At 63.7% G+C, this 22,788-nt stretch carries 19 protein-coding genes; 17 read left to right on the top strand and 2 right to left on the bottom strand.

Going from position 1 to position 22,788, the window contains the following annotated elements:
- Positions 1-732: 732 nt before the first annotated feature.
- Complete coding sequence (locus tag JQ611_RS33450; protein WP_212467851.1) at positions 733-1,509, top strand: calcium-binding protein; 777 nt, start codon at positions 733-735, stop codon at positions 1,507-1,509.
- A 209-nt stretch (positions 1,510-1,718) separates the two neighbouring features.
- Positions 1,719-2,021: a HigA family addiction module antitoxin gene (locus JQ611_RS33445; RefSeq protein WP_212467850.1), complete on the top strand. Its 303-nt coding sequence runs from the start codon at positions 1,719-1,721 to the stop codon at positions 2,019-2,021.
- A 20-nt stretch (positions 2,022-2,041) separates the two neighbouring features.
- Here JQ611_RS33445 and JQ611_RS33440 read toward each other — a convergent pair whose 3' ends face one another.
- Positions 2,042-3,646 carry a winged helix-turn-helix domain-containing tetratricopeptide repeat protein gene (locus JQ611_RS33440; RefSeq protein WP_212467868.1) on the bottom strand — a complete coding sequence of 535 codons (1,605 nt, stop codon included), beginning with the start codon at positions 3,644-3,646 and terminating at the stop codon, positions 2,042-2,044.
- 254 nt (positions 3,647-3,900) lie between these two features.
- On the opposite strand from JQ611_RS33440, the gene JQ611_RS33435 reads away from it, so the two are divergent.
- The 4 genes from JQ611_RS33435 (at position 3,901) to JQ611_RS33420 (ending at position 6,736) form a co-directional block, all read left to right on the top strand.
- On the top strand, positions 3,901-4,746 hold the full coding sequence (locus JQ611_RS33435) for a class I SAM-dependent methyltransferase (protein WP_249133656.1): 846 nt from the start codon (positions 3,901-3,903) through the stop codon (positions 4,744-4,746).
- A 144-nt stretch (positions 4,747-4,890) separates the two neighbouring features.
- A complete protein-coding gene (locus tag JQ611_RS33430; RefSeq protein WP_212467849.1) occupies positions 4,891-5,337 on the top strand; it encodes an alpha/beta fold hydrolase in 447 nt (148 codons plus the stop codon).
- Complete coding sequence (locus JQ611_RS33425) at positions 5,337-5,759, top strand: alpha/beta fold hydrolase (protein WP_212467848.1); 423 nt, start codon at positions 5,337-5,339, stop codon at positions 5,757-5,759. Before JQ611_RS33430 ends, JQ611_RS33425 begins: the two co-directional genes overlap by 1 nt.
- A 92-nt stretch (positions 5,760-5,851) precedes the next feature.
- Positions 5,852-6,736, top strand: coding sequence for an efflux RND transporter periplasmic adaptor subunit (locus JQ611_RS33420; protein WP_212467847.1), 885 nt, complete (start codon positions 5,852-5,854; stop codon positions 6,734-6,736).
- A gap of 67 nt (positions 6,737-6,803) precedes the next feature.
- Here the strand turns inward: JQ611_RS33420 and JQ611_RS33415 are convergent, their stop codons facing one another.
- Positions 6,804-7,643, bottom strand: coding sequence for a caspase family protein (locus tag JQ611_RS33415; RefSeq protein ID WP_212269035.1), 840 nt, complete (start codon positions 7,641-7,643; stop codon positions 6,804-6,806).
- Between the two features lie 320 nt (positions 7,644-7,963).
- On the opposite strand from JQ611_RS33415, the gene JQ611_RS33410 reads away from it, so the two are divergent.
- The 11 genes from JQ611_RS33410 to JQ611_RS33360 all read left to right on the top strand — a co-directional run bounded on the left by JQ611_RS33410 (position 7,964) and on the right by JQ611_RS33360 (position 22,713).
- Positions 7,964-9,700 carry a hypothetical protein gene (locus tag JQ611_RS33410; protein WP_212467846.1) on the top strand — a complete coding sequence of 579 codons (1,737 nt, stop codon included), beginning with the start codon at positions 7,964-7,966 and terminating at the stop codon, positions 9,698-9,700.
- A gap of 369 nt (positions 9,701-10,069) precedes the next feature.
- On the top strand, positions 10,070-10,747 hold the full coding sequence (locus JQ611_RS33405) for a thermonuclease family protein (RefSeq protein WP_249133659.1): 678 nt from the start codon (positions 10,070-10,072) through the stop codon (positions 10,745-10,747).
- A gap of 2 nt (positions 10,748-10,749) precedes the next feature.
- Positions 10,750-11,586, top strand: a complete 837-nt coding sequence (locus JQ611_RS33400) for an LssY C-terminal domain-containing protein (protein ID WP_312012304.1) — start codon at positions 10,750-10,752, stop codon at positions 11,584-11,586.
- Between the two features lie 202 nt (positions 11,587-11,788).
- Positions 11,789-12,979, top strand: a complete 1,191-nt coding sequence (locus JQ611_RS33395) for an alanine--glyoxylate aminotransferase family protein (protein WP_212467845.1) — start codon at positions 11,789-11,791, stop codon at positions 12,977-12,979.
- A 186-nt stretch (positions 12,980-13,165) separates the two neighbouring features.
- The gene (locus JQ611_RS33390) at positions 13,166-14,227 is read left to right on the top strand and encodes an ABC transporter ATP-binding protein (protein ID WP_212416166.1); all 1,062 of its coding nucleotides are present in this window, start codon (positions 13,166-13,168) and stop codon (positions 14,225-14,227) included.
- 40 nt (positions 14,228-14,267) lie between these two features.
- On the top strand, positions 14,268-15,344 hold the full coding sequence (locus tag JQ611_RS33385; protein WP_212467844.1) for an ABC transporter substrate-binding protein: 1,077 nt from the start codon (positions 14,268-14,270) through the stop codon (positions 15,342-15,344).
- A gap of 145 nt (positions 15,345-15,489) precedes the next feature.
- A complete protein-coding gene (locus tag JQ611_RS33380; protein WP_212391332.1) occupies positions 15,490-16,554 on the top strand; it encodes a substrate-binding domain-containing protein in 1,065 nt (354 codons plus the stop codon).
- 137 nt (positions 16,555-16,691) lie between these two features.
- Entirely contained in the window at positions 16,692-18,404 is a 1,713-nt protein-coding gene (locus JQ611_RS33375) for an iron ABC transporter permease (RefSeq protein ID WP_212467843.1), read from the top strand.
- Positions 18,405-18,470: 66 nt separating this feature from the next.
- On the top strand, positions 18,471-19,472 hold the full coding sequence (locus JQ611_RS33370) for a GyrI-like domain-containing protein (protein ID WP_212467842.1): 1,002 nt from the start codon (positions 18,471-18,473) through the stop codon (positions 19,470-19,472).
- Between the two features lie 16 nt (positions 19,473-19,488).
- On the top strand, positions 19,489-20,448 hold the full coding sequence (locus JQ611_RS33365; RefSeq protein WP_212467841.1) for an alpha/beta hydrolase: 960 nt from the start codon (positions 19,489-19,491) through the stop codon (positions 20,446-20,448).
- Between the two features lie 177 nt (positions 20,449-20,625).
- Positions 20,626-22,713: a S9 family peptidase gene (locus JQ611_RS33360; RefSeq protein ID WP_212467865.1), complete on the top strand. Its 2,088-nt coding sequence runs from the start codon at positions 20,626-20,628 to the stop codon at positions 22,711-22,713.
- The last annotated feature ends 75 nt before the right edge of the window (positions 22,714-22,788 follow it).

The following is a 22,788-nucleotide window of genomic DNA, read 5'->3' as shown; positions in this document are numbered from 1 at the left end:
TCCCGGCCTTCGCCGGGACGACAAAAACACGCCTTCGCGATCTCGCGACGCACTACGCCCGAGCTTTGTCAGAAAACCTTGCCCCCGGAATTAAGAGGGCGCAGGGAAGACCGGGTGCGCGCTGCACCCGCGGTCCCGTGTGCGATTGCACAGAAAAGGCTGCACACGAGCATACAGGGCAGCGGAGAACACCCGGCCTTCCCTGCGCAGTGGCTTTACGGCTTATGCCGTGATCTCCCCGGAGACGAGTTCTTGGTTGACTCCGTCGCCGCCGTTCCCGCTTGCGCTTCTCCGACAGCTTGACGCCTGCAACGGGCGCCAGGACCACACGGTTTTGCCGTACGCTTATCCACGCCGTCGTCGAGGCGTAAACCAGCGTCCACCGCAACCCATCCAACGTCCGTGACGACGGCCGACGCCCTTCTGAGTAGGACGGGATGGGCGAATATATGCCCCTGATTTGTGTTCTGGTAAACAGAAATATTTTTTATTTTGGGGCTTGACATGAATTCCGAAAAACAGAACTGATTTGCCCGTCGTGCCGATTTGTCGCATCTCCCTCCTTCGTCATTCCCCGATGCGCAATTGCGCATCGGGGAATGACGGAGAAAGCAGCTACGCCTGCTCCCTGGCCGCCTGTTCCCCAGGGAACAGCGCCGGCCGGCGGACCCTGCGATGTTCGCCGTCACAGGCAAGCCCATTCCGGGCGGCCGGCACAGAGGGAACACGACGATGATTTATCCTTGGAAGCCTTTCAACAAGCTGGATTACGCCGAACAACAATCCGAACTGACCCAGGACGATGCCCGCGACGGTTTTCAGAACCTGGGCAGCGGCAACAACTTTCACTTCCAGCTGACGGGGACTGCCCCCAAGCTCGTCAACGGCCAGGGCGGCAACGACACCATCATCCTGGACGGCAACTCCGCCGACACGGTGTTCGGCGGCTCCGGCAACGACACGATCGACGGCGGCGCGGGCAACGACACGCTCAAGGGCCAGGCGGGCGAGGACCACATCTTCGGCGGCGCCGGCGCGGACAACATCAGCGGCGGCAGCGACAACGACTATCTGGTCGGCGACAATGACGCGGTGGCGTCCAACCTGCATGGCATCGACACGATGTACGGCGGCAGCGGCGAAGACACGCTCTACGGCGGCGGCAAGGCCGACGTGATGTCGGGCGGCACGGGCAACGACAATTTCGTCTACTTCGTCGGCCTCGGCACTGAGAACGAGAGCGCGGTCGGCGCCGCGGACCGCATCACCGACTTCCAGGTGGGCGACAAGATCGACGTTTCCTTCATGGACGCCGACGGCAATTCCGCCAACGGCAACAGCGCCTTCACCTTCTCGTCCAGCGGCGCGACCACCCAGGCCGGCAAGTTCTGGTTCGAGACCCACGACGACGGCCAGCACGTGTTCTTCAACATCAACGGCGGCGCGGCCGACATGGAGATCATCTCGACGAATAGCCACCAGTTTACGACGGCGGATTTTATTCTGTGAGGTGAGATCGTTCGGTGTGGTGAGTGCTGAATGAGACGGCATGGACCGCCAGCTTTCACGGGCTGGCGGTCTAGGCTTGGAGTATGCAGCTGACGGATGGGCGCGGTGCTGTTATTTCGCTCGTCGGAAAAAATAATGCAGTTTAGAATGCTGGCGTCGAAAGCGCTGTAAGATATATCCGGACGACCACAGCGATGTGTGAGCCATGGATGACAAAACGCAAGCCGGCGACGATTGGCGAAATTCTGGTCGAGGAATTTATGAAGCCGATCGGCCTGACGCAAGGCGCGCTGGCTGAAGCCATGGGCGTGCAACGCAAGCACGTCAACGAACTGTGCAACGATCGTCGCAATATGACCGCAGCGACCGCCCTCATTCTCGCCCGCGTGTTCGGCAACAGCGCGGATTTCTGGCTTAACGTGCAGCGGCGAAGCGATCTGTGGGAAGCGATGCATTCACCACTGGAGCGCAAGCGGATTGAACGAGCGCGACCTCTGACGAAAGCGGCGTGAGCTGTGCCGTTAGCCTGCCCCTACCCCAACCCCGCCCTTCTAAACCCCTCCAGATAATGCTCCCGCTCCACCTCATGCTCATACGGCATCTCGCTCGATAGCCACGCCAGCGAAATGTTCGGCTGGACGTTGCGCAGCCCCTCCAGCGCCGCGGCCGCCGCCTGGGTGAAGCCGGACATGCCGAGGGAGGCCGTCAGCACGCGGTGGGCGCCGACGAAATCGGGGCGCTGGCGCAGGGCTTCGCGGGAGAGGCGGATCGCCTCCTCGTAGTTGCGGCCGACATACTGGCAATAGGCGGCGACGCCGTAATAGATGCCGGCAAAGGGATCGCGCGGGGAAAAGCGCAGCGCCTGCCGGGCGGCGGCGTCGCCGTCCTCCCAGCGCCCGCGATAGGACAGCGCCACGCCATAGATGCCGCGCGCCGGCGAGAAATTCGGATTGAGCCGCAGCGCCAGCTCGAACTCGGCGATGCAATCGTCAAAGCGGCGGTTGAACAGATAGACGGATGCCAGCGCATAATGCGCCCACGCATCCTCACTGTCGGCGCGGATCGCCGCCAAGGCGGCGCGTTCCGCCGCCCGCACCGCAATCGGCATGTCCTCCCAGCCCATATGGGCCGCAAACATATGGCAGGCCGCGAGAAGACTGAGCGCCTGGCCGTAGCCGGGATCGACCGCGATGGCTTTTTCCAAGAGCGCCTGCGCCACCAGATTGTCCGATCGCGTCACCCGCCAGTAATGCGACAGCGCGCGCATCACGAGATCCCAGGCGTCCATATTATCAGGCGTCTTGCGCTGGCTGCGGAAATTCTCGGCGGCGTAGAGCTGCGGCTCGATCGCGGCGACCACGGCCTGCGTGATCTCGTCCTGCACCGCGAACACGTCGGCCAGATTGCGGTCGTAGCGCTCTGCCCAAAGGTGACTGCCGGTGACGACGTCGTTGAGCTGCGCGGTGATGCGCACATGGTCGCCATCCTTGCGCACCGAGCCCTCGACGACATAGCCGACGCCGAGTTCCTCGCCGATCTGCTTCAAATGCACCTGACGGCCGCGATAGACGAACGAGGAGTTGCGGGCGATGACATAGAACCAGCGCAGTTTTGACAGCGCGGTGATGATGTCCTCCGAAATGCCTTCGGAGAAATATTCCTGCTCGGGCTCGCCGGAGATGTTTGTGAATGGCAGCACGGCGATGGCGGGGCGGTCGAGCGGCGGCAGGGAGGCGGCGGCGGGTTCGGGCGGGCGTGGCGTTGATGCGGAGGCAGTGGTCGCGCTTTGCGGCACAAGAGTGCCGCTGAGCGCGGGTCGCGGCGCAAGGGCGCCGCTGACATCACCGACAAAGCGAAAACCCTTGCGCGCGATGGTGCGGATCAGCGCCTGGTCCTTGCCGCTGTCGCCGATCGCGGTGCGCGCGGCGTTGATGCGGCTGGTCAGGGTGGATTCGGAGACGATGCGGCCGTGCCAGATGCTCTCGATCAGATCGTCCTTGGAGACGACGTGGTCGCGGTGTTCGACCAGGTACATCAGGAGATCGAACACCTGCGGCTCGACTGCGACAATTTGGCCATCGCGGGTCAATTCGCGCACGGCGCTGTCGAGCACATGGTTTGAGAAGTGAAACTGCACGCGAGGATCCCCATGGCCGGTTGATCGGACCCGTTTGGCGCCCGGTTTTGCCGGGTTTTGCTGGCGGGGCCGCTCAATTAGCGCGGTCAAATCAGCCATGACGTGTTTTACCTCACAGATTCCCGCCTCACAGAAAAATCAGGGTGGCCTCAAGGCAAAATCAGCCCCGTCTCAGAGTCTTTAGGTCCTCCGAGCGGCATGTTCGGTTCAGCGCGGTCGCCCCCGTGACCGCATGCCACAGAGGAGGAAACTGCATGGCCACCACAGCTACCGCCACCGCCCCGACCATGACGCCTGCCCCAGACCTTGCCGCGCTGAAGACCAAGCAGCAGGCGGCGTGGTCTTCAGGCAATTACGCCATCGTCGGTTCCACGCTGCAGATCGTCGGTGAGCAGCTGTGCGAGGCGATGGACCTCAAGGCCGGCGCCAAGGTGCTGGATGTCGCCGCCGGCAACGGCATGGCTTCGCTCGCCGCCGCGCGCCGCTGGTGCGACGTGACCTCGACCGATTACGTGCCGGCGCTTTTGGAGCGCGGCCGGGCGCGCGCCAATGCCGAAGGCATGACGATGGAATTTCGCGAGGCCGACGCGGAGAACCTGCCGTTCGACAACAACAGTTTTGAAGTCGTGCTGTCGACCTTCGGCGTGATGTTCACGCCGAACCAGGACAAGGCTGCCGCTGAATTGCTGCGCGTATGCAGGCCGAAGGGCCAGATCGGCCTCGCCAACTGGACACCCGACGGCTTCATCGGCCAGGTGTTCAAGACGCTCGGCAAGCATCTGCCGCCGCCCGCGGGCGCGAAATCGCCGGCGATGTGGGGCACGCGCGCGCGGCTCACCGAAATGTTCGACGCCGGCGCGACCTCGATCAAGGCCGAGTCGCGGCTGTTCAATTTCCGCTACCGCTCGGCCGAGCATTTCCTCGACGTGTTCAAGACGTTCTATGGCCCGGTGCTGAAAGCGTTCGCCGCGCTCGAGCCGGCCAAGCAGGAAGAGCTGCACAACGACCTGCACGCGCTGATCGTGCGCATGAACCGCGCCACCAACGGCAGCATGGTGGTGCCGAGCGAATATCTCGAAGTGGTGATCACGAAGCGATGACGATTCACTTTCACACACCCAACACTCCGTCATGCCCAGGCTTGTCCCGGGCATCCACGCCTTTGTTTCTCGAAAGCAAGGAAGACGTGGATGGCCGGGTCAAGCCCGGCCATGACGGAGAGAAGAACACACAGGACAAGTTCGATGAATATTTTGACTCAAATATCTTCACGCAAAAGCGCCACCGCTCGCGTCGTCGCGTTGCATTGCTCACTCGGTTCGGGACGCCAATGGGCCAAGCTCGGCGCCGAACTTGGCGTCGGCACAAAGCTGATCGCGCCGGATCTGATCGGCTATGGCCATAGTGCCGTTACGTTCGACCTGCCGCTGACGCTGGCGCAGGAAGTCGAATGCCTGCGCGCGACGCTCGATCAGGCCAACGGCCCGATCCATCTGGTCGGCCATTCCTATGGCGGCGCCATCGCGTTCAAGATCGCGACCGATCCGGCGTATGAACATCGCGTCCAGAGTCTGACGCTGATCGAGCCGGTGCTGCCGACGCTGCTGCTTGACAGCGCGCCGGACCGGCGGCTGCACGACCAGTTCGCCGATCTCGCCGCCGAGGTGCGTGAGGATATCTGGAACGGGTAGTGCTGGAGGCGATCGACAAGTTCAGCGAATTCTGGTGCGGCTCCGGCCCGCGCGAGGAGCTGCCTGTGGCCGCGCGCATCCGCATGATCGAACACGCCGAACGGCTGCCGTACGACTTCGCCGCCGCCTTCGCCGAAGAGAATGTGACGATGGCGGCGGCCTCGTTGCGGGTGCCGACGCTCCTCTTGTCCGGCGGGCAATCGCCGAACCTGACCCAGCGCATCGTCCGCCGGCTGGCCGCGGTCATCGACGGCGCCGAACTGCGCCATCTGCCGGATGCCGGGCATATGCTTGCCATGACCCATGCCGCCATCATCAACCCCGTGATCGCGGCCCACATCGCCCGCGCCGATGAACTCGCCGGCGTGTCGCTGGCGGCCGGCCAGCCGGCGGCGAAGCTGGTCAGCCTGGCAGGCGGTTGAGCGGCGGTTTGGGTCTTCTTGCCGCTTGGCGCGCCGGTCGGGCATCTGGTATCCATGGGCCCGAAACCGGGCAAAATGGAAACGAAACGCCGATGATCACCGTGCGCGACCTCAAGCTGCCTGCCCTGATGCTTGCGGGGGTACTCAGCCTGGCCGCGCCGCAGGCGTTCGCCGCCGACGAGGAAACAGCGCCCAAGGGCGCGGCGGTGACCGTGTTCAAGGCCGCAAAATCCTGCTTCGGCAACAATGTCGAGGTGTCCGGCACCATCATCGCGCGCGAGGAAACCCAGGTGCGGCCCGAGCGCATGGGGCTGAAGGTCGCCGAAGTGCTGGTCGATGCCGGCGATACCGTCACCGCGGGCCAGACGCTGGCCCGGCTGACGCTGCCGGAAGGCGGCACGGTGCTGGTGCAGGCGCCCGTCGCCGGGCTGGTTTCGGCCTCGACCGCCGCGGTCGGCGCGATGGCGTCCGGCAAGGGCGAGGCGCTGTTTTCGATCATCGCCCGCAGCGAATTCGACCTGGTCGGGCTGGTGCCGACCCGCGACATCGCAAAGCTTCAGATCAACCAGAGCGCGCGGATCAAGGTGATCGGCGCCGGCGAAGTCGATGGCAGGGTGCGGCGGCTGTCGACCACGGTCGAGCCCAACAGCCAGCTCGCCCAGGTGTTCATCGCCGTCACCACCAACCGCCGGCTTCTGGTCAATTCATCCGGACGGGCGCAGATCAAGACCGGCCAGAGCTGCGGCATCTCGGTGCCGCTGACCGCGATCCTCTATGGCAATGCCGGCACCGTGGTGCAGGTGGTGAAACGCCAGCGCGTCGAGACGCGGCGGGTGGAAACCGGGTTGATGTCACAGGGCCAGGTCGAGATCCGCGAGGGCATCGTCGAAGGCGATATCGTGGTGGCCCGCGCCGGCGCCCTGCTGCGCGAAGGCGATCCGGTGCGCCCGGTGATGGTGGCCGCGGACGCGAAGTAGCCGCACGCACGAAAATGCCCGGGACAAGCCCGGGCATGACGACACTTAGACAATTATTTTAGCTTGCTTACCCGCCGATGCTGACGTCTTCGAGCAGCGAGGACGACACCGAGGGAACCTGCTCGCCTTCGCTGGCGCGGGAGATCGTCACGCGCGTTTTGTTGAAGGCGGTTTCGGCGCCGGCCTGTGCGGCGAGGTTGTTCAGCAGCTCGGACATCAGCACGCTGTACTGGCCCTTGGAATCGTCGGCCACCTTGCCCGGCGTCGCCGAAGACAGGATCAGCGCATTTTCGGGCGCCGAGATCGGCGCCAGGCCGTGGGAGTAGGAACGGAAACGGCGCTCATAGGGGTTGCGGCGGGAGGCGTCGACCACGACGAGTTTGACCTTGGCGCCCTGCTCCTTCATCGCGTCGAGCACGGCCTCGATGCTGACGCCGTCGCGGCGGACATCGGCTTCCTTCCAGATCGCGGCATCGACCGGGATCATGTAGCTCTGGCGGCCGACCTGGACGCCGTAGCCGCCGAAGAACAGCATCACCACGCTGTCGGGCTTGATCTTGGACTTGAGCCGGCCGATGGCGCGGGCCATGTCGTCCTTGGTGGCGTCTTCCACCACGTCGACGTCAAAGCCCTTGCCGCGCAACGCCGCGGTCAGGCCGCGGGCGTCATTGATCGGCTGCGCCAGCGGCGCCGAGGCGTCGGGATAGTGGCCGTTGCCGATGACCAGTGCGACGCGGGAAGTCTTGGTGGCGACGTCGGAATTCTGTTCGGTCGCGATCGCCTTGGCGGCATCGAGCGAACGCTTGTTGAGCGCAGCATGGGCGCCGATCGCCAGCGACACCAGACCGACCAAAGCGGCGGCCACGGTGACCGTGCGGCGAGAGATGCTAGGCTTACCGTCCATCATTCAATTCCCAATCGTTGACCAGGGCGCGCCAGTTAGTCGCGCCAGTGCCGTTTAGGTTTGAGGGGTTGCGAATTGGTGTGCCGTCGAATTGTGGCAATTTGCGGCACCGCAACAAAGAAACCCTTAACCCGCACGGCCATTGCGGGCAACCTCCTTTGGCGCATGACGTTCCCCAGAAGAATGATGGTGCCAAATCGGGACATTTTCTGTGACATCGGTCACATTTGTATTTCCCGCTGATTTGTATCATTTTCAATGGCTTGCAGGCCGGCGGTAGATTCGACGGCCCTCGGTTCACGGTTCCGGCGAAAAGAGACTGCATGGGCTTTCAATATTTCGCCGGCGCCGCCTACCGCGCGCTGACCGCTCGCAAGGACGGGCCGTCGCTGTATGACGTCTGCGACCCCCTGCTGCTGAACTATGCCGGTGGCGACCCCCATCTCGGAAAATTCTATCGGACCGCGCTTGGCAACCCGGCGCTGCGCCCGCTGCTGCGCCGTACCGGGTTGCCGCAACTGCGCGACGAAGGCCGCCTGCAGTCGCTGCGCCAGGCGCTGACCCGCGCCCGCGACAACGACGCGCCGGACTGGGAAGCGGTCGGTCAACCCATCGCCGAGCTGATGGCGACGATTGATGTCCGCCACCCAAAGCCGGCGCCGGCCGTGGCGCCGGCGAAAGCGCCTGACCTCGCCGAGATCGAGCGCGTGATCCGGACCTGCGGCTCGCATCTGCTGCGCTCGTTTGCCGGCAACGGCTTCATCCCGACCTATGCCGCGTTCAACCTGCTCGGCGATGCCGACATGGGCGGGCGCGAAATGCTGATGGCGCTGACCGGGCTCAATTCGCGCGGCTACAAGAACTCGACCCTGCTGTTCAGCCTGGCGCGGATCTTCATCGCGCATTCGCCGGCCCGCGCGCTGATCAACCCGCCCTGGACCGGCATCGCCGAGCCGATGTGGGAGCCGATGCAGATCCGCCACCGCTCGGCCTATTACGACGCCTTCTTCACCGAGGCGCTGCTCAGCTTTGTCGAAACCGGCCTGGCCTCCGTCGACCAGACGGCGGCGTCACGCCGCGCCATCTCGGAGATGGTCGATTTTTGCCTCGCCACCAGCGCCGAGGAAGCGCCCTCGCATGACGGCTCCACCGTGCGCGTCATCACCGCACTGGCGCCGCTGCCGCATCCGCGCTTTTCAAAGTTCTTTTCCCAGATCAAGCAGGATCTCGGCTTCGGCATCTACGTGCCGGACTGCGACACCACGGCCTGCTCGTTCTCGGCGGCGACGCAGGCCGGCTCGACCGATCCGATCCTCGACCAGCCGCTTTTGGATTTCTACGCCGGCTATCAGGTCCGCAGCGGCGCCAACGAGCCGCGCGTGACGGTGCCGCTGAACGACAATGTCGAGTACGAGGGCGGCGTCGTGACCTGGATCGACAACCTCGCCGGCGACCGGCCCTACGGCAACGACCTCGACCCCACACTCAATCTCGACATCCTCGAGGTCAGCTTCCGCAACCTTGCGCGCTGGAAGATCATCGAGACGCCGTCACGGCTGGAGACGGTTCACCGCATCATCGACTTCCAGAAGCGGCTGGTGGAAAGCGGCGCGTTCACCAATCCGCGCTCGCATATCTATTATCTGCCGGAGCTGTATTGCGCCTATTTCGGCCGCTGCTATGCGGCCTTCATCGCGCTGCCGCCGGCGGCGCGGCTGGCGATCGATCCCGAAAACACCTTCGACTTCATCCGCGGCCGCGTGCTGGCCTATGTCGAGGGCGAGTTGATCACCCACGAGATGAACGCCTTCGACGCGGCGCTGGCCCTGATGGCGCTGGCGCATCTCGGCGCCGACGCGGCAAGCTTTGCACCTGCGCTGCATTGCATCGTCGCCGGTGTCGGCGAAGGCGGCCGGCACGGTCCCTACAAGGCGTATGAGTGGAACAAGATGAAGACCCCGACGCGCATCCTGGTCGGCGGCCCCGAGGTGACCTCGGCCTTCGTGCTGATGGGGCTGGCGCTGGCACGGGGGGTGATGATGCGGAGTGGAAGGGGCTAAGATTACCCTCCCCTGGAGGGGGAGGGTCGACGCGAATGAAATTCGCGGCGGGGTGGGGTGAAAGTCTTTCGTCTCGAACAGTACCCGTGTTGAGAGATCACCCCACCCCGTCTCACATTTCGCTTCGCTCAACGTGAGCCGACCCTCCCCCTCCAGGGGAGGGTAAGAAGAAGCGCCTCCTTCTGACGGGAAGTTGAAAGCCATGCGGTCCCAGAGCACTGGCAAGCCGGCCTCAATGTCCGCACAATCCGCGCAATGATTGTGCACATTTCCGCGCCGGGATTGCCCATGAAGTCTAAGATTTGGAAGTCCAGGATCTGGAATTCGAAGATTTGGCTTTGTGCCGTCTTGACGTTGTTGCTGCCGGCGATGGCGCACGCCGCCGACATCACCGGCGTCCCGAAAATCCGCCAAGGCGACCAGCTCCAGATCGGCAATACCCGCATTCGGCTCGGCGGCATCGACGCGCCGGCGGTGGACCAGCTCTGCCTCAACAACAAGGGCGAACGCTGGACCTGCGGCGTCGCGGCGCGTGACGAACTGATCAAGCATTTCGGCAACAAGAGCTGGACCTGCCGTACCCGCAGCGTCGATCGCCGCGGCCGCATTGTGGCGCGATGCGAGGTCGGCGGCGAGGACGTCCAGAAATGGATGGTCGCCAACGGCTGGGCGCTGGCGTTCACTCGTATTTCCCACGACTATGAGGCGGATGAAAAGGCCGCGCGCGAGGCCAAGGCCGGCATGTGGCAGGGCGCCTTCATCGCGCCGTGGGACTGGCGCGCCCGCAACAAGAAGACCGCCATTCTCGGCGCCGCCAAACCGCCCGAGAACGCCAGCACCATCCTGCAGGCATCCGCCTCCGGCTCGGTCGCGCCATCGCCCGACTGCACCATCAAGGGCAACGTCAACCGCTCGGGCGAGTGCATTTTCCACCAGCCCACCAGCCGCTGGTACGCGAAGATCGAGATGAAGATCAGCAAGGGCACGCGCTGGTTCTGCTCGGTCGAAGAGGCCGAAGCCGCGGGCTGCCGCGAGACCAAACGTTAGCGGTGCCCGGCACCCAACCCAGTAGCCCGCCACCCCGACAGCATCGCGGCGGGCTGCGCCGCGCGGTCACGCTGACCCTGTTCATCCTTTGCGGCTATGGCCTGCTCGCCTATCTGATCCTGCCCGGGCTGTGGACGCATTACGAGCACCAGAAAGGGCTTGCCGATTTGCCGATGGTGACGCGCACGGGACAAGGCATTCCCGGCGATCCCATGAATGTCGGCCTGATCGGCGACATCAGCGACGTGGTCTGCGCGATGCACCAGGCCGGCTGGTATCCGGCCGATCCGATCACGCTGAAATCATCGATCGAGATCGTAGGCAGCGTGCTGCTCGACCGCCCCTACAAGGATGCGCCGGTCAGCAATCTCTATTATCAGGAACGCCGCGAGGATCTGGCTTACGAAAAGCCGATCGGCGCCAGCGCCGATCGCCGCAACCACGTGCGCTACTGGAAGGTGCTGGACCAGGGCGAGGAAAAACGCCCGGTGTGGCTCGGCGCGGCGACGCAAGATCGCGGCGTCGGCGTCAGCAGATATACCGGCGCGGTGACGCATCACATCAGCGCCGATCTCGACGCCGAGCGCGCGCGGCTCAGCGCCGACCTCGCAAATGCCGGAATGGTGACCGCGAAATATCAGGTGACCGGGATCGGGCCGACGATTGCGGGCTATAATGGCGGCGGCGACCTCTATTACACCGACGGCGAGATCTGGGTGCTGCGGCTGGTCGAGGCGTGCCGGAAGCGCGACGGCCCCACGGTGACGATCCCGAGCCCGCCGGCGACCGAGCTGAAGGATCAGATCTGGCATGCGATCGCGGGGGCAATGGGAAAATAAGCTGCCATTTGCCGCCATTACCCGCGACAAGCTCGGAGCAATTGCGCAAGGGAGCAACGCCAGGAAGCGATCAAGTCTTTTTGCGGCTCTGGATTGCTTCGCTACGCTCGCAATGACGGTTTCAATCGATTATTGTCATGCTCCAGTCCTACCAAACCTCGGGCGCCTTGATTCCGCGTTCCGCCGATAAGGAATAAGAAAAATGACCGTTCGCGCGGGCCGGGAATTTCTGGCCATCCCCGGACCCACCACCATGCCCGACGAAGTGCTTCAGGCGATGCACCGTCCGGCGCTCGATATCTATTCCAAAGAGATGCTGGACCTGACGCACAGCCTGCTCGGCGATCTCTCCAAGCTGTTCGCGACCAAGGGCCACTCCTACATCTACATCGCCAATGGCCATGGCGCGTGGGAAGCGACGCTCTCCAACGTACTGTCGCGGGGCGACAAGGTGCTGGTGCTGGAAAGCGGCCGCTTCGCGATCGGCTGGGGCAATGCCGCGGCCGCGATGGGCGCTGAGGTCGAGGTGCTGAAAGGCGACTGGCGCCGCGCGATCCGCCCGGCCGAAGTCGAGGCGCGCCTCAAGCTGGACAAGGAGCACAAGATCAAGGCCATCGTCGCCGTGCAGATCGATACCGCTTCGGGCGCCTATAACGACGTCGAAGCGATCGGCAAGGCGATCAAGGCGTCGGGTCATCCCGCGCTGTTCATGGTCGACACGGTTGCCTCGCTCGGCTGCGTACCGTTCGAGATGGACGCCTGGGGCATCGATGTCGCGATGTCCGGTTCGCAGAAAGGCCTGATGACGCCTCCGGGCCTCGGCTTCGTCGCCGCCAACGACCGCGCTCGCGAGGTGCACAAGAAGGCAAACCTGCGCACGCCCTATTGGGACTGGACCGAGCGCGATGGCAGCGAGCATTACCGCAAATATGCCGGCACCGCGCCGGTGCATCTCTTGTTCGCGCTGCGCAAGGCGATCGATATGCTCCACGCCGAAGGCCTGGAAAATGCCTTCCTGCGCCACCGGCTGCTCGCCGAAGCGGTTCGCCGCGCGGTCGCGGTCTGGGCCGAGGGCCAGGTCATCGGCTTCAACATCGCGGAAGCAAACGAGCGCTCCAACACCGTGACGACGGTGACGGTGAACGGCCATGACCCCGCCGCGCTGCAGCGCTATTGCAAGGAAAAATGCGGCGTGGTGCTTGGGACCGGCATCGGCGACCTCTCCGGCCAGGCGTTCCGGATCGCGCATATGGGCCACGTCAACGCGCCGATGATCCTGGGCACGCTCGGCGTCATCGAAGTCGGACTCAACGCCCTCAACATCCCGCACGGCAAGGGCGGAACCGAAGCCGCGATCGAATGGCTCGGCGAAAGCGTGAGCGCGACAGCGTAATCACGGTTTCTGCGCGCTCGACGCCGTCTCTCTCACAATGTGAGAGAGATTCGAGGCGATGCGCTTCATTCAATCCAACTAACTTCCGACGCGAAGGCTTTCCCGCGCGTCATATTTAGTGCTTATACTGTATGCCAGAGAAAGCCGGGCGCAGACTCCGGTGCAAGAAACGTTGGAGGATTCCGATTGGCGTCCGTCGAATTGCGCGGCCTGACCAAGCGATTTGGATCGCTCGCGGTGGTCGATAACGTCTCGCTGCGGATCGATCATGGTCAGCTGGTTTGCCTGTTGGGACCATCGGGTTGCGGCAAGACCACGACGCTGCGGCTGATCGCGGGCTTTTTAGAACCCTCCGACGGCGAGATCCATGTCGGCGACCGGCTGGTGTCGTCGAAGGCGCGGACGCTGCCGCCCGAACAGCGCAAGATGTCGATGATCTTCCAGAGCTACGCGCTGTGGCCGCATATGACGGTGACCGAGAACATCGTCTACGGCTTGCGCCTGCGCAAACTGGATCGCGATATCATCGCAAAGAAACTCGCAGCGATCCTGGCGACGACGAAACTCGAAGCGCTGGCGCAGCGTTACCCCGGCGAACTCTCCGGCGGCCAGCAGCAGCGCGTGGCGCTGGCGCGCGCGCTGATCGTGGAGCCGGAAACGCTGCTGCTCGACGAGCCCCTGTCGAATCTCGACGCCAATCTGCGCGAAGAGATGCGGTTCGAGATCCGCCGGCTGCATGACGAATATCGCTACACCACGATCTACGTCACCCATGACCAATCGGAGGCGATGACCACGGCCGACATGATCGCGGTCATGAACGGCGGCAGGATCGACCAGCTCGGCACGCCCGAGGACATCTATGCGCGTCCCGAATCCGAATTCGTCGCGCGCTTCATCGGCGCCAGCAACGTGATCAAAGGCACGGCGCGCGATGGCAATCATGTCGCGTTCGCGGGCGCGACCTTGCAGGTGGTCGGTGCGCCGCTCACGTCAGGCCAGAGCGCGCCGGTCGCGATCCGTCAGCACGATATCCAGCTTTCGACGCAGACGCCGGCGGCGCCGCTAAATGCGATCAAGGCCACGGTCACACGGCAGGTCTATCTCGGCGTGGCGCGCGACTACATGGTGGAGGTGGCCGACGGCACCTCGCTGCGCGTCACCACGCCGACCGCAAACAATGTCGCCAAGGGAACCGAAGTCTGGCTCACCCTGCCGCCCGACCGCTGCCGGGCGCTCAGCCGATAAAGAGCCATCAGCCGACGAAGAACAAGAAGCGGAGGATGCAATGAAGCGAAAACTCTCAAGGCGCGAGGTGCTGCAGGGCTCGCTGAATGCCTCGACGGCGCTGGCATTCGGAACCGTGTTCGCCTCGCCCGCCCGCGCGCAGGCGCCGCCGCCGGAAGCGATCACGCCACAGCTGATCGAGGCGGCGAAAAAAGAAGGCAAGGTGGTCTGGTACACCTCGATCGATCTGTCGGTATCCGAAAAGATCGCGGCCGCGTTCAAGGCGAAATTCGCCGGCATCGAGGTGCGGGTCGAACGCACCGGCGCCGAGCGCGTGTTCCAGCGCATCGGCCAGGAATATGCCAGCAACGTACACGCCGTCGATATCGCGAACTCGTCCGATGCCGCGCATCTGCTGGCATGGAAGCGGCAGGGCATCCTGCTGCCTTACGTGCCGGAGGACGTCGCCAGGCATTACAAGCCCGAGCATCGCGATCCCGACGGCATGTTTGCCGGCTTCCGCGCCACGCTGAGCCCGATTGCCTACAACACCAAACTGGTGAAGGCCGAAGACGCGCCGGCGAGTTTCAAGGACCTGCTCGATCCCAAATGGAAGGGCAAGATCGTCAAGGCGCATCCCGGCTATAGCGGCACGATCCTGACCGCGACCTTCGAGATGGTTCGCGACATCGGCTGGGAGTATTACGAACAGCTCGCGAAGCAGAACATCATGCAGGTGCAATCGGCGACCGATCCGCCGAAGAAGCTGTCGCTCGGCGAGCGTAGCGTGATGGCCGACGGCACCGAGTACAATATCTTCCTGCTCAAGGAAGCCGGCCAGCCGGTCGAGGTGGTGTATCCCACCGAGGGCACACCGTTCATCGTCGGACCCAACGGCATCTTCAAGGCGGCGCCGAATCCCAATGCGGCAAAGCTGTTCCAGAACTATTGCTTCACGCCGGACGCACAGCGGATCATCATCGACGCCGGCGGCCTGCGATCGCTGCACGCCCAGGTGAAGGAACATACCGGCCGCAAGCCGCTCGCGGATATCAAGCTGATGAAGGAAGACGCCGCGGGCGCCGAGGCCCAGAGCGAGGAGATCAAGGCGCGCTACCAGAAGATCTTCCGTGTTTGATCCGTCATTGCGAGCCAACGGGTCGCGCGAATGCGCGCCCGATGACAGGCTCCGCGAAGCAATCCATTCACGGCATAATGGATAGATGGATTGCTTCGTCGCTTCGCTCCTCGCAATGACGACAAGAAACGATCAGGGAACCACGATGCGAAAACTTATCAACCGGCGCGATATCATCAAGGGCTCGGCCGCGCTCGCGCTCGGCACCGTGTTCGCGTCACCGGTGCGCGCCCAGGCGCCGGAACCGGTCGCGATCAACCCCGGCCTGATCGAAGCGGCCAAAAAGGAAGGCAAGGTGGTGCTGTATTCCTCGATGGACCTGCCGGTCGGCGAAAAGCTCGGCAAGGCGTTCGAGGCGGCCTATCCCGGCATCAGTGTGCAGATCGAGCGCTCCGGCTCGGAGCGGCTGTTCACGCGGATCGACCAGGAGTTCGCCAGCAACATCCGCGCCGCCGACATCATCAACACGTCGGACGCCTCGCACATCATCACCTGGAAGAAAAACGGCTGGCTGATGCCGTTCCTTCCGGAAGACGTTGCCAAGCATTTTCCGGAAACCTATCGCGATCCCGACGGAATGTCCGCGACCTCGCGTATCTACTTGTCGTCGATCGCCTACAACACCAACCTCGTAAAGCCCGAGGACGCGCCGAAGAGCTATGCGGACCTGCTCGATCCGAAATGGGCGGGCAAGATGGTCAAGGCTCATCCGTCCTATAGCGGCACCATTATGACCGCGACCTTCCAGCTGGTGCGTGAGCTGGGCTGGAGCTATCTCGAAAAACTATCGAAGCAGCGCGTGATGCAGGTGCAATCCTCGACCGATCCACCGAAGAAGCTCGCGCTCGGCGAACGTGCGGTGATGGCCGACGGCAATGAGTACGGCGTCGTGCTTCTGAAGGAGGCCGGCCAGCCGGTCGAGCCGCTATATCCAACCGAGGGCACGCCGACGATCTCGGGGCCAACCGCAATCTTCAAGACCGCACCCCATCCGAACGCGGCAAAACTGTTCCAGGCATGGCTACACACGCGCGAGACCCAGCAATTCTTCGTCGACTACACCGCGCAATATTCGGTTCATCCGCAGGTGCAATCGAAACCGGGGCGCCGCAAGCTTTCCGACATCAAGCTGATGAAGGAAGACGCTGTTGGCGTCGAGGCGATGACGGAAGAGATCAAGACGCGGTATGCGAAGTTGTTTCGGGTGTGACGGCCCAGTTCGGACCAATTTGCTGTTGTCATTCCGGGGCGATGCGAAGCATCGAACTACGGTGCGCAACTGCGCACCTGAGAATCTCGAGATTCCGGGTTCGCTTCGCGCCCCGGAATGACAGGATAGAGAGATAAATGACCATCGCCGACACCGCTCCCGCCAAGACAAAACTCGACTGGACCAAACCTATCCTGTGGCTGTTCGCGGCCGTCATGATCGTGCTGATCGTGATGCCGATGTCGTGGCTGGCGGTGTATGCCTTCACCGACAAGGCACGCAACCCGACGCTGCAGAATTTCGTCAAGCTGTTCACCGATCCGGATTTCCTCGATCCCCTGCTGACCACCGCGATCATCGCGACCACGTCGGCGACGATCTGCTGCATGATCGCCGCCCCGATCGGCTGGCTGGTGTCGCGCACCGACATGCCGGGACGGCAGACCATCCGCGCGCTGGTCACCGCCTCGTTCGTGACGCCGCCGTTTCTCGGCGCGGTGGCCTGGGAACTGCTGGCCGCGCCGAACAGCGGGCTATTGAACCAGCTCTATCGGTTCCTGACCGGCGCCGAATCGGGCACGCATCTCTTCAACATCTATTCGCTGACCGGCATTATCTTCGTGATCTCCTGCTACACGTTTCCGTTTGTGTTCGTGCTGGTCGCCAACGCGCTCGACAACATGCCGGGCGAGCTCGAAGACGCTTCCGCCATCCTCGGCGGCAAGGCGTGGACCACGGCGCGGCGCGTCACGATCCCCCTGGCGCTGCCGGCACTGGTCGCCGGCGCGTTGATCGCTTTCCTGCAGGCGATGACGCTGTTCGGATCGCCCGCGATCCTGGCGCTGCCGGCCGGCTTCCACACCATGACCACCAAGATCTGGAGCCTGTTCCAGTATCCGCCCAAGCCCGAACTCGCCGCGGCGGCCGCGGTGCCGCTGTTGCTGCTGACGATCCTGCTGCTGCAGGGCCAGAAATTCCTGCTCGGCCGCCGCGGCTACTCTGTGGTGGGCGGCAAATATGGCGCACCACGCCCGATCGAAATGAAGGCTTGGCGCTGGGTGGCGCTGGCATTCTGCCTGATCGTGCTGCTCAACCCCGTGTTCCTGCCCTATCTGGCGCTGCTCAACGCCGCATTCTCGCCGAACGCAACCACGCTGGTGACACCCGCGACCGCGACGCTGCACAACATCGTATTCGTGTTCACCGAATTGTCGTCGACCCAGCTCGCGCTCAAGAACACCGTGATCCTGGGCGCCTCGACCGCGACCATCGGCACGTTACTGGCGCTCGTGATCGCCTATGTCACGACGCGGCGCGTGATCTCGGGGCATCGCTTCCTCGGCTTTCTTGCCACCGCCCCGATCGCGGTGCCCGGCATCGTGCTCGGTGTCGGCCTGTTCCTGAGCTACACACGGCCGCCCTTCGTGCTGTACGGCACGCTGTGGATCCTGCTGCTCGCATTCCTCACCATCAACCTGCCGTCGGCCTATCAGCAATTGCAGGCGGCGTTCGCGACCATCCACCCCGAACTGGAAGACGCCAGCCGCATCCTCGGCGCGACGCGGCTGCAGTCGCTGCGCAAGATCACCGCGCCCCTGCTGCGCACCGGCGTGATCGCGACCTGGTGCTTCATCTTCATCGGCGTGATGCGCGAATTATCGGCGGCGATCGTGCTGTTTACGTCGCAGACCAAGGTGCTGTCGGTGCTGATCTACGACCTCAACGAAAGCGGCGACCTCGCCGCGATCGCCGTGCTCGGCATCGCGATGCTGATCATCACCTTCGCGGTGGTGCTCGCTGTCAACCGCATCCCGGGCGGCAACGCCGCCGCGCGGTTAAGGAATAGCTGACCCTCGATAAAATCGTCAATGGCGCGTCGCCGCTGACGTCCATCGGCTATAACGTGGGTCGACCGTTTGTTGCCCGATGCCGGTGCGGATGTGACCGAAAAGCTGCGCATGAAAACGCCCGCCAGCCTCCGCGAGTACGAGCGGCGAATCAATCGCGTTATCGACCATGTGCAAGCCCACCTTGTCGGCGATCTCACGCTCGAGCGACTGGCCGATATCGCGGCGTTTTCGCCGTTCCACTTCCATCGGGTTTTTACCTCGATCACCGGCGAGACTCTCGCTGACTTCATCCGCCGCACGCGCCTCGAGCGTGCCGCCGCCGCGCTCCTGCGAGCGCCGGACGCCAACGTTTTCGGCATCGCGCTCGAATACGGCTTCTCGTCGGCCGCGACCTTCGCGCGCGCGTTCAAGGCGCATTTCGGCATGAGCGCAACACGGTGGCGCGGAGATGAAGGGCGGAAATGGCGGGAGGTGCATCGGCGTCGGAACAAACAGGCAAAGCCGAAGCGCAAACCAGGTCAATCACAGCGCAAGAATCGCAAAGCATCCATCGAACGCATCCGGCATCGTCCCGCAACTGGCACCGAAGGGAGCGCAATGCGGGTCAAGGTGATGGAAATTCCGCCGTACCGGATCGCCTATATGCGTCACGTCGGGCCCTACGGCACCAGCGGCGGCATCTCCCCGCTATGGGCCAGATTGATGCGCTGGGCAGCCATCCGCGAGCTGCGGCACCCCGCGATGCTCACGGTCGGCATCGGCCACGATGCGCCGAGCATCGTTGCACCGGACAGGCTGCGCTATGACGCCGGCCTTATCGTCGGCAACGATTTCAAGCCTGACCGCGCCATCAACGTGGCCGACCTGCCCGGCGGCAAATACGCAGTCATGCTCTTTCAGGGTTCGGCCGCCGTCATCACCGAGGCGTGGGACAGGCTGTACACAATCTGGCTGCCAGGCAGCGGCTACCAACCCGAGGACAGGCCGCGACTGGAACTTCGGCGCGGTTACGATTTCTCTACCGCGAGCCTGCGCTGCGAGCTCTGTCTTCCAATCAGGCCGTTGTAGAAGCCCCGGAGACATCATGTACAAGCTGCTCATCGGCCTGCTTGCCTTACTCGTCGTGGCCGCGATGATCCCTGTTGCCGTGATTTCGTTCGACGCACCGAGAGCCCCGCCGGTGATGGCCGCCATGGCGGCGCCGTCAAAGCTGGCCAGCTCTGACTTTCCGGCGCCCCGGCAATTCCGAGCGCGGGACGGCGCCAACCTGCAATACTACGCCTACCCTGCGGGACCTGAGAAAGTCGCCATCCTGATCCACGGCTCGGCGGGCCCCGGGACCAGCATGCACATCCTCGCTGAATCCCTCCGCACCGCCGGCGTTACGGTCTATGTGCCGGATATACGAGGTCATGGCGGCTCGGGACGGCGCGGCGACATCGATTATATCGGGCAGATCGATGACGATCTCGCCGACTTCGTCGCAGCGCTTGGGACGGCGAAGAGCGGCGAGACCCGCACGCTGCTGGGATTCTCCGCCGGGGCCGGATTCGCCATCCGTATCGCCGGCGGCCGCTATGGCCTGCTGTTTAATCGCTATGTGCTGCTATCGCCGACCACGCTCTCGGACGCGCCAACCTTGCGGCCGAACGCCGGCGGCTGGGTAAGCGTTGCCGTTCCGCGCATCATCACGATTGCTTTGCTCGGCCGCGTCGGCATTCACTGGTTCGACGGGCTTCCAGTCATCCGCTACGCGATATCGCCCGAGATGGCGCGCTGGTTGACCGACAGCTATTCGTATCGGCTGGCGACAAATTTCGGCGCAGGACGTCAGTATCAGGCCTATCTGCAGAACATCCGCCGTCCCGCCGCGTTGCTGGTTGGAGATGCCGACGAGCAGGTGATCGCATCCCAATACGCCCCGCTGTTGCAGCGTCTTGGCGTGAATATCCCGGTTACCATTGTACCTGATGTGACGCACACTGACATGATCAGGAATCCCAAGGCCATTCGGGCGATTGTCGGCGCGGTCTCGGCACCGTAACGGCACGGCTCAAGGCGTGCCGCCCTGGCGCTCCACCCGATACGCGTCGATCTGCAAACGAACTGATGGCTTCCGTCTGGCAATTCGCGATCTCGACCCGATATAAGGGCGGATGCGAACGAACTTCCAGAACCAGACGAGGATCGCTTGACCCAACCAACGACCAAAGGCCGTTCAATGCAGGCGCCGGTGGCGCCGCGCCGCACGCATTCGTTCACCACCCACGGCATCACGGTGACGGACGATTATGCGTGGCTGAAGGACGCTAAATGGCAGGAGGTGCTGCGCGATCCCTCGATCCTGGACGCCGACATCAGGCAGTATCTGGAAAGCGAAAACGACTACACCGAGAGCCTGCTCGGCCACACCTCGCCGCTGCAGAAGAAACTGGTCGCGGAGATGCGCGGGCGCATCAAGGAAGACGATTCCAGCGTGCCATCGCCGGATGGCCCGTTCGCTTACCTGCGAAAATTCCGCGAGGGCGGCCAGCACGAGATGTACGGCCGCACCCCGCGCGATGGCGGCGACGTTGAGATCGTGCTCGACGGCGATGCGCTGGCGGCATCCCACAGCTATTTCAAGTTCGGCGGCGCGCGGCATTCGCCTGACCATAAATTGCAGGCGTGGAGCGCGGACACGAAGGGCTCGGAATATTTCTCGATCCGTGTGCGCGACTGGGCGAGCGGCAAGGACTCTGACGACCTCGTCGAGGAGACCGATGGCGGCGTGGTCTGGAGCACGGACGGACAAAGCTTCTTCTACGTCAAGCTCGACGACAACCACCGGCCGATGCAGGTGTGGCGGCATCGCTTAGGCACCCGGCAGGCGGACGACACGCTGATCTATGAGGAACGGGATTCCGGTTGGTTCACCCATCTGCATGAAAGCTCCAGCGGACGCTTTTGCGTGATCGCGGGCGGCGACCACGAGACATCCGAGCAGCGCCTGATCGATCTGGCGTATCCCGAGACGCCGCCACGGCTGGTCGCGGCTCGCGAGGAAGGCGTGCAATATTCGATCGCCGACCGCGGCGACGAGCTGTTCATCCTCACCAACGCCGATGACGCGATCGACTTCAAGGTGATGAGCGCGCCGCTGGCTTCACCAGCGCGCGCGAACTGGCGCGATTTGATCCCGCATCGCGAGGGCATCTATGTGCTCGATGTCGAGCTTTACGCTGGCCACATGGTGCGGCTGGAGCGCGCCAACGCGTTGCCCGCGATCATCATCCGCGATCTCACGACGGGTGAAGAACACGCCATCGCCTTCGATGAAGCCGCCTATTCGCTCGACACCATGGGTGGCTATGAATTCGAAACCACGAACTTACGGTTTTCCTATTCGTCGATGACGACGCCGTCGGAAGTCTATGATTACGACATGGCGACGCGAACGAGAGTGCTGCGCAAGCGGCAGGAGATTCCGTCCGGCCATAACCCGGCCGACTACGTCACCACCCGCATCATGGCGACGGCGCATGACGGCGCCAAAGTGCCGGTCTCGATCCTGCATCGCAAGGATCTCGTGCGCGACGGCAACGCACCGCTGCTGCTGTACGGCTACGGGTCCTACGGCATGGCGATGCCGGCCTCGTTCGCGGCCAACCGGCTGTCGCTGGTCGATCGCGGTTTTGTCTATGCGATCGCGCATATCAGAGGCGGCGCCGACAAGGGTTGGGGCTGGTATCTCGACGGCAAGCGCGAAAAGAAGACCAACACGTTTGACGATTTTGCGGCGGCAGGCCGCGCGTTGATTGAGGCCAAATACACCAGCGCAAAGCGCATCGTCGGCCATGGCGGCAGCGCCGGCGGCATGCTGATGGGAGCGGTCGCCAACCGCGCGGGCGAATTGTTCGCCGGCATCGTCGCGGAAGTGCCGTTCGTCGACGTGCTGAATACGATGCTCGACGACACGCTGCCGCTGACGCCGCCGGAATGGCCGGAATGGGGCAACCCGATCGAGAGCGAAAGAGATTTCCGCACCATCCTGTCCTATTCGCCCTACGACAATATCGCGGCCAAGGACTATCCGCTGATCCTCGCGATGGGCGGCTTGACCGATCCGCGCGTCACCTATTGGGAGCCGGCGAAATGGATCGCGCGATTGCGCGCGACAATGAAGGGTGGCGGCCCGGTGCTGCTCCGCACCAATATGGGAGCCGGCCATGGCGGCGCGTCGGGGCGCTTCAACCGGCTGGATGAAGTCGCGATCGCCTATGCGTTCGCGCTGTGGGCGGTGGGGCTGGCGGATAGAGCGGAGGTGTGATGTGAGGCCGTGTCCCGGACGCGGTGCAGCGTGAAACGCTGCTCCGTAGAGCCGGGACCCACGCTTGAGTTACAG

The organism is Bradyrhizobium sp. AUGA SZCCT0182, from assembly GCF_018130185.1.
Classification (GTDB): Bacteria; Pseudomonadota; Alphaproteobacteria; order Rhizobiales; family Xanthobacteraceae; genus Bradyrhizobium.
Note: the sequence above shows the minus strand (reverse complement) of the source record. Positions and strands in the feature narration are given on the sequence as shown.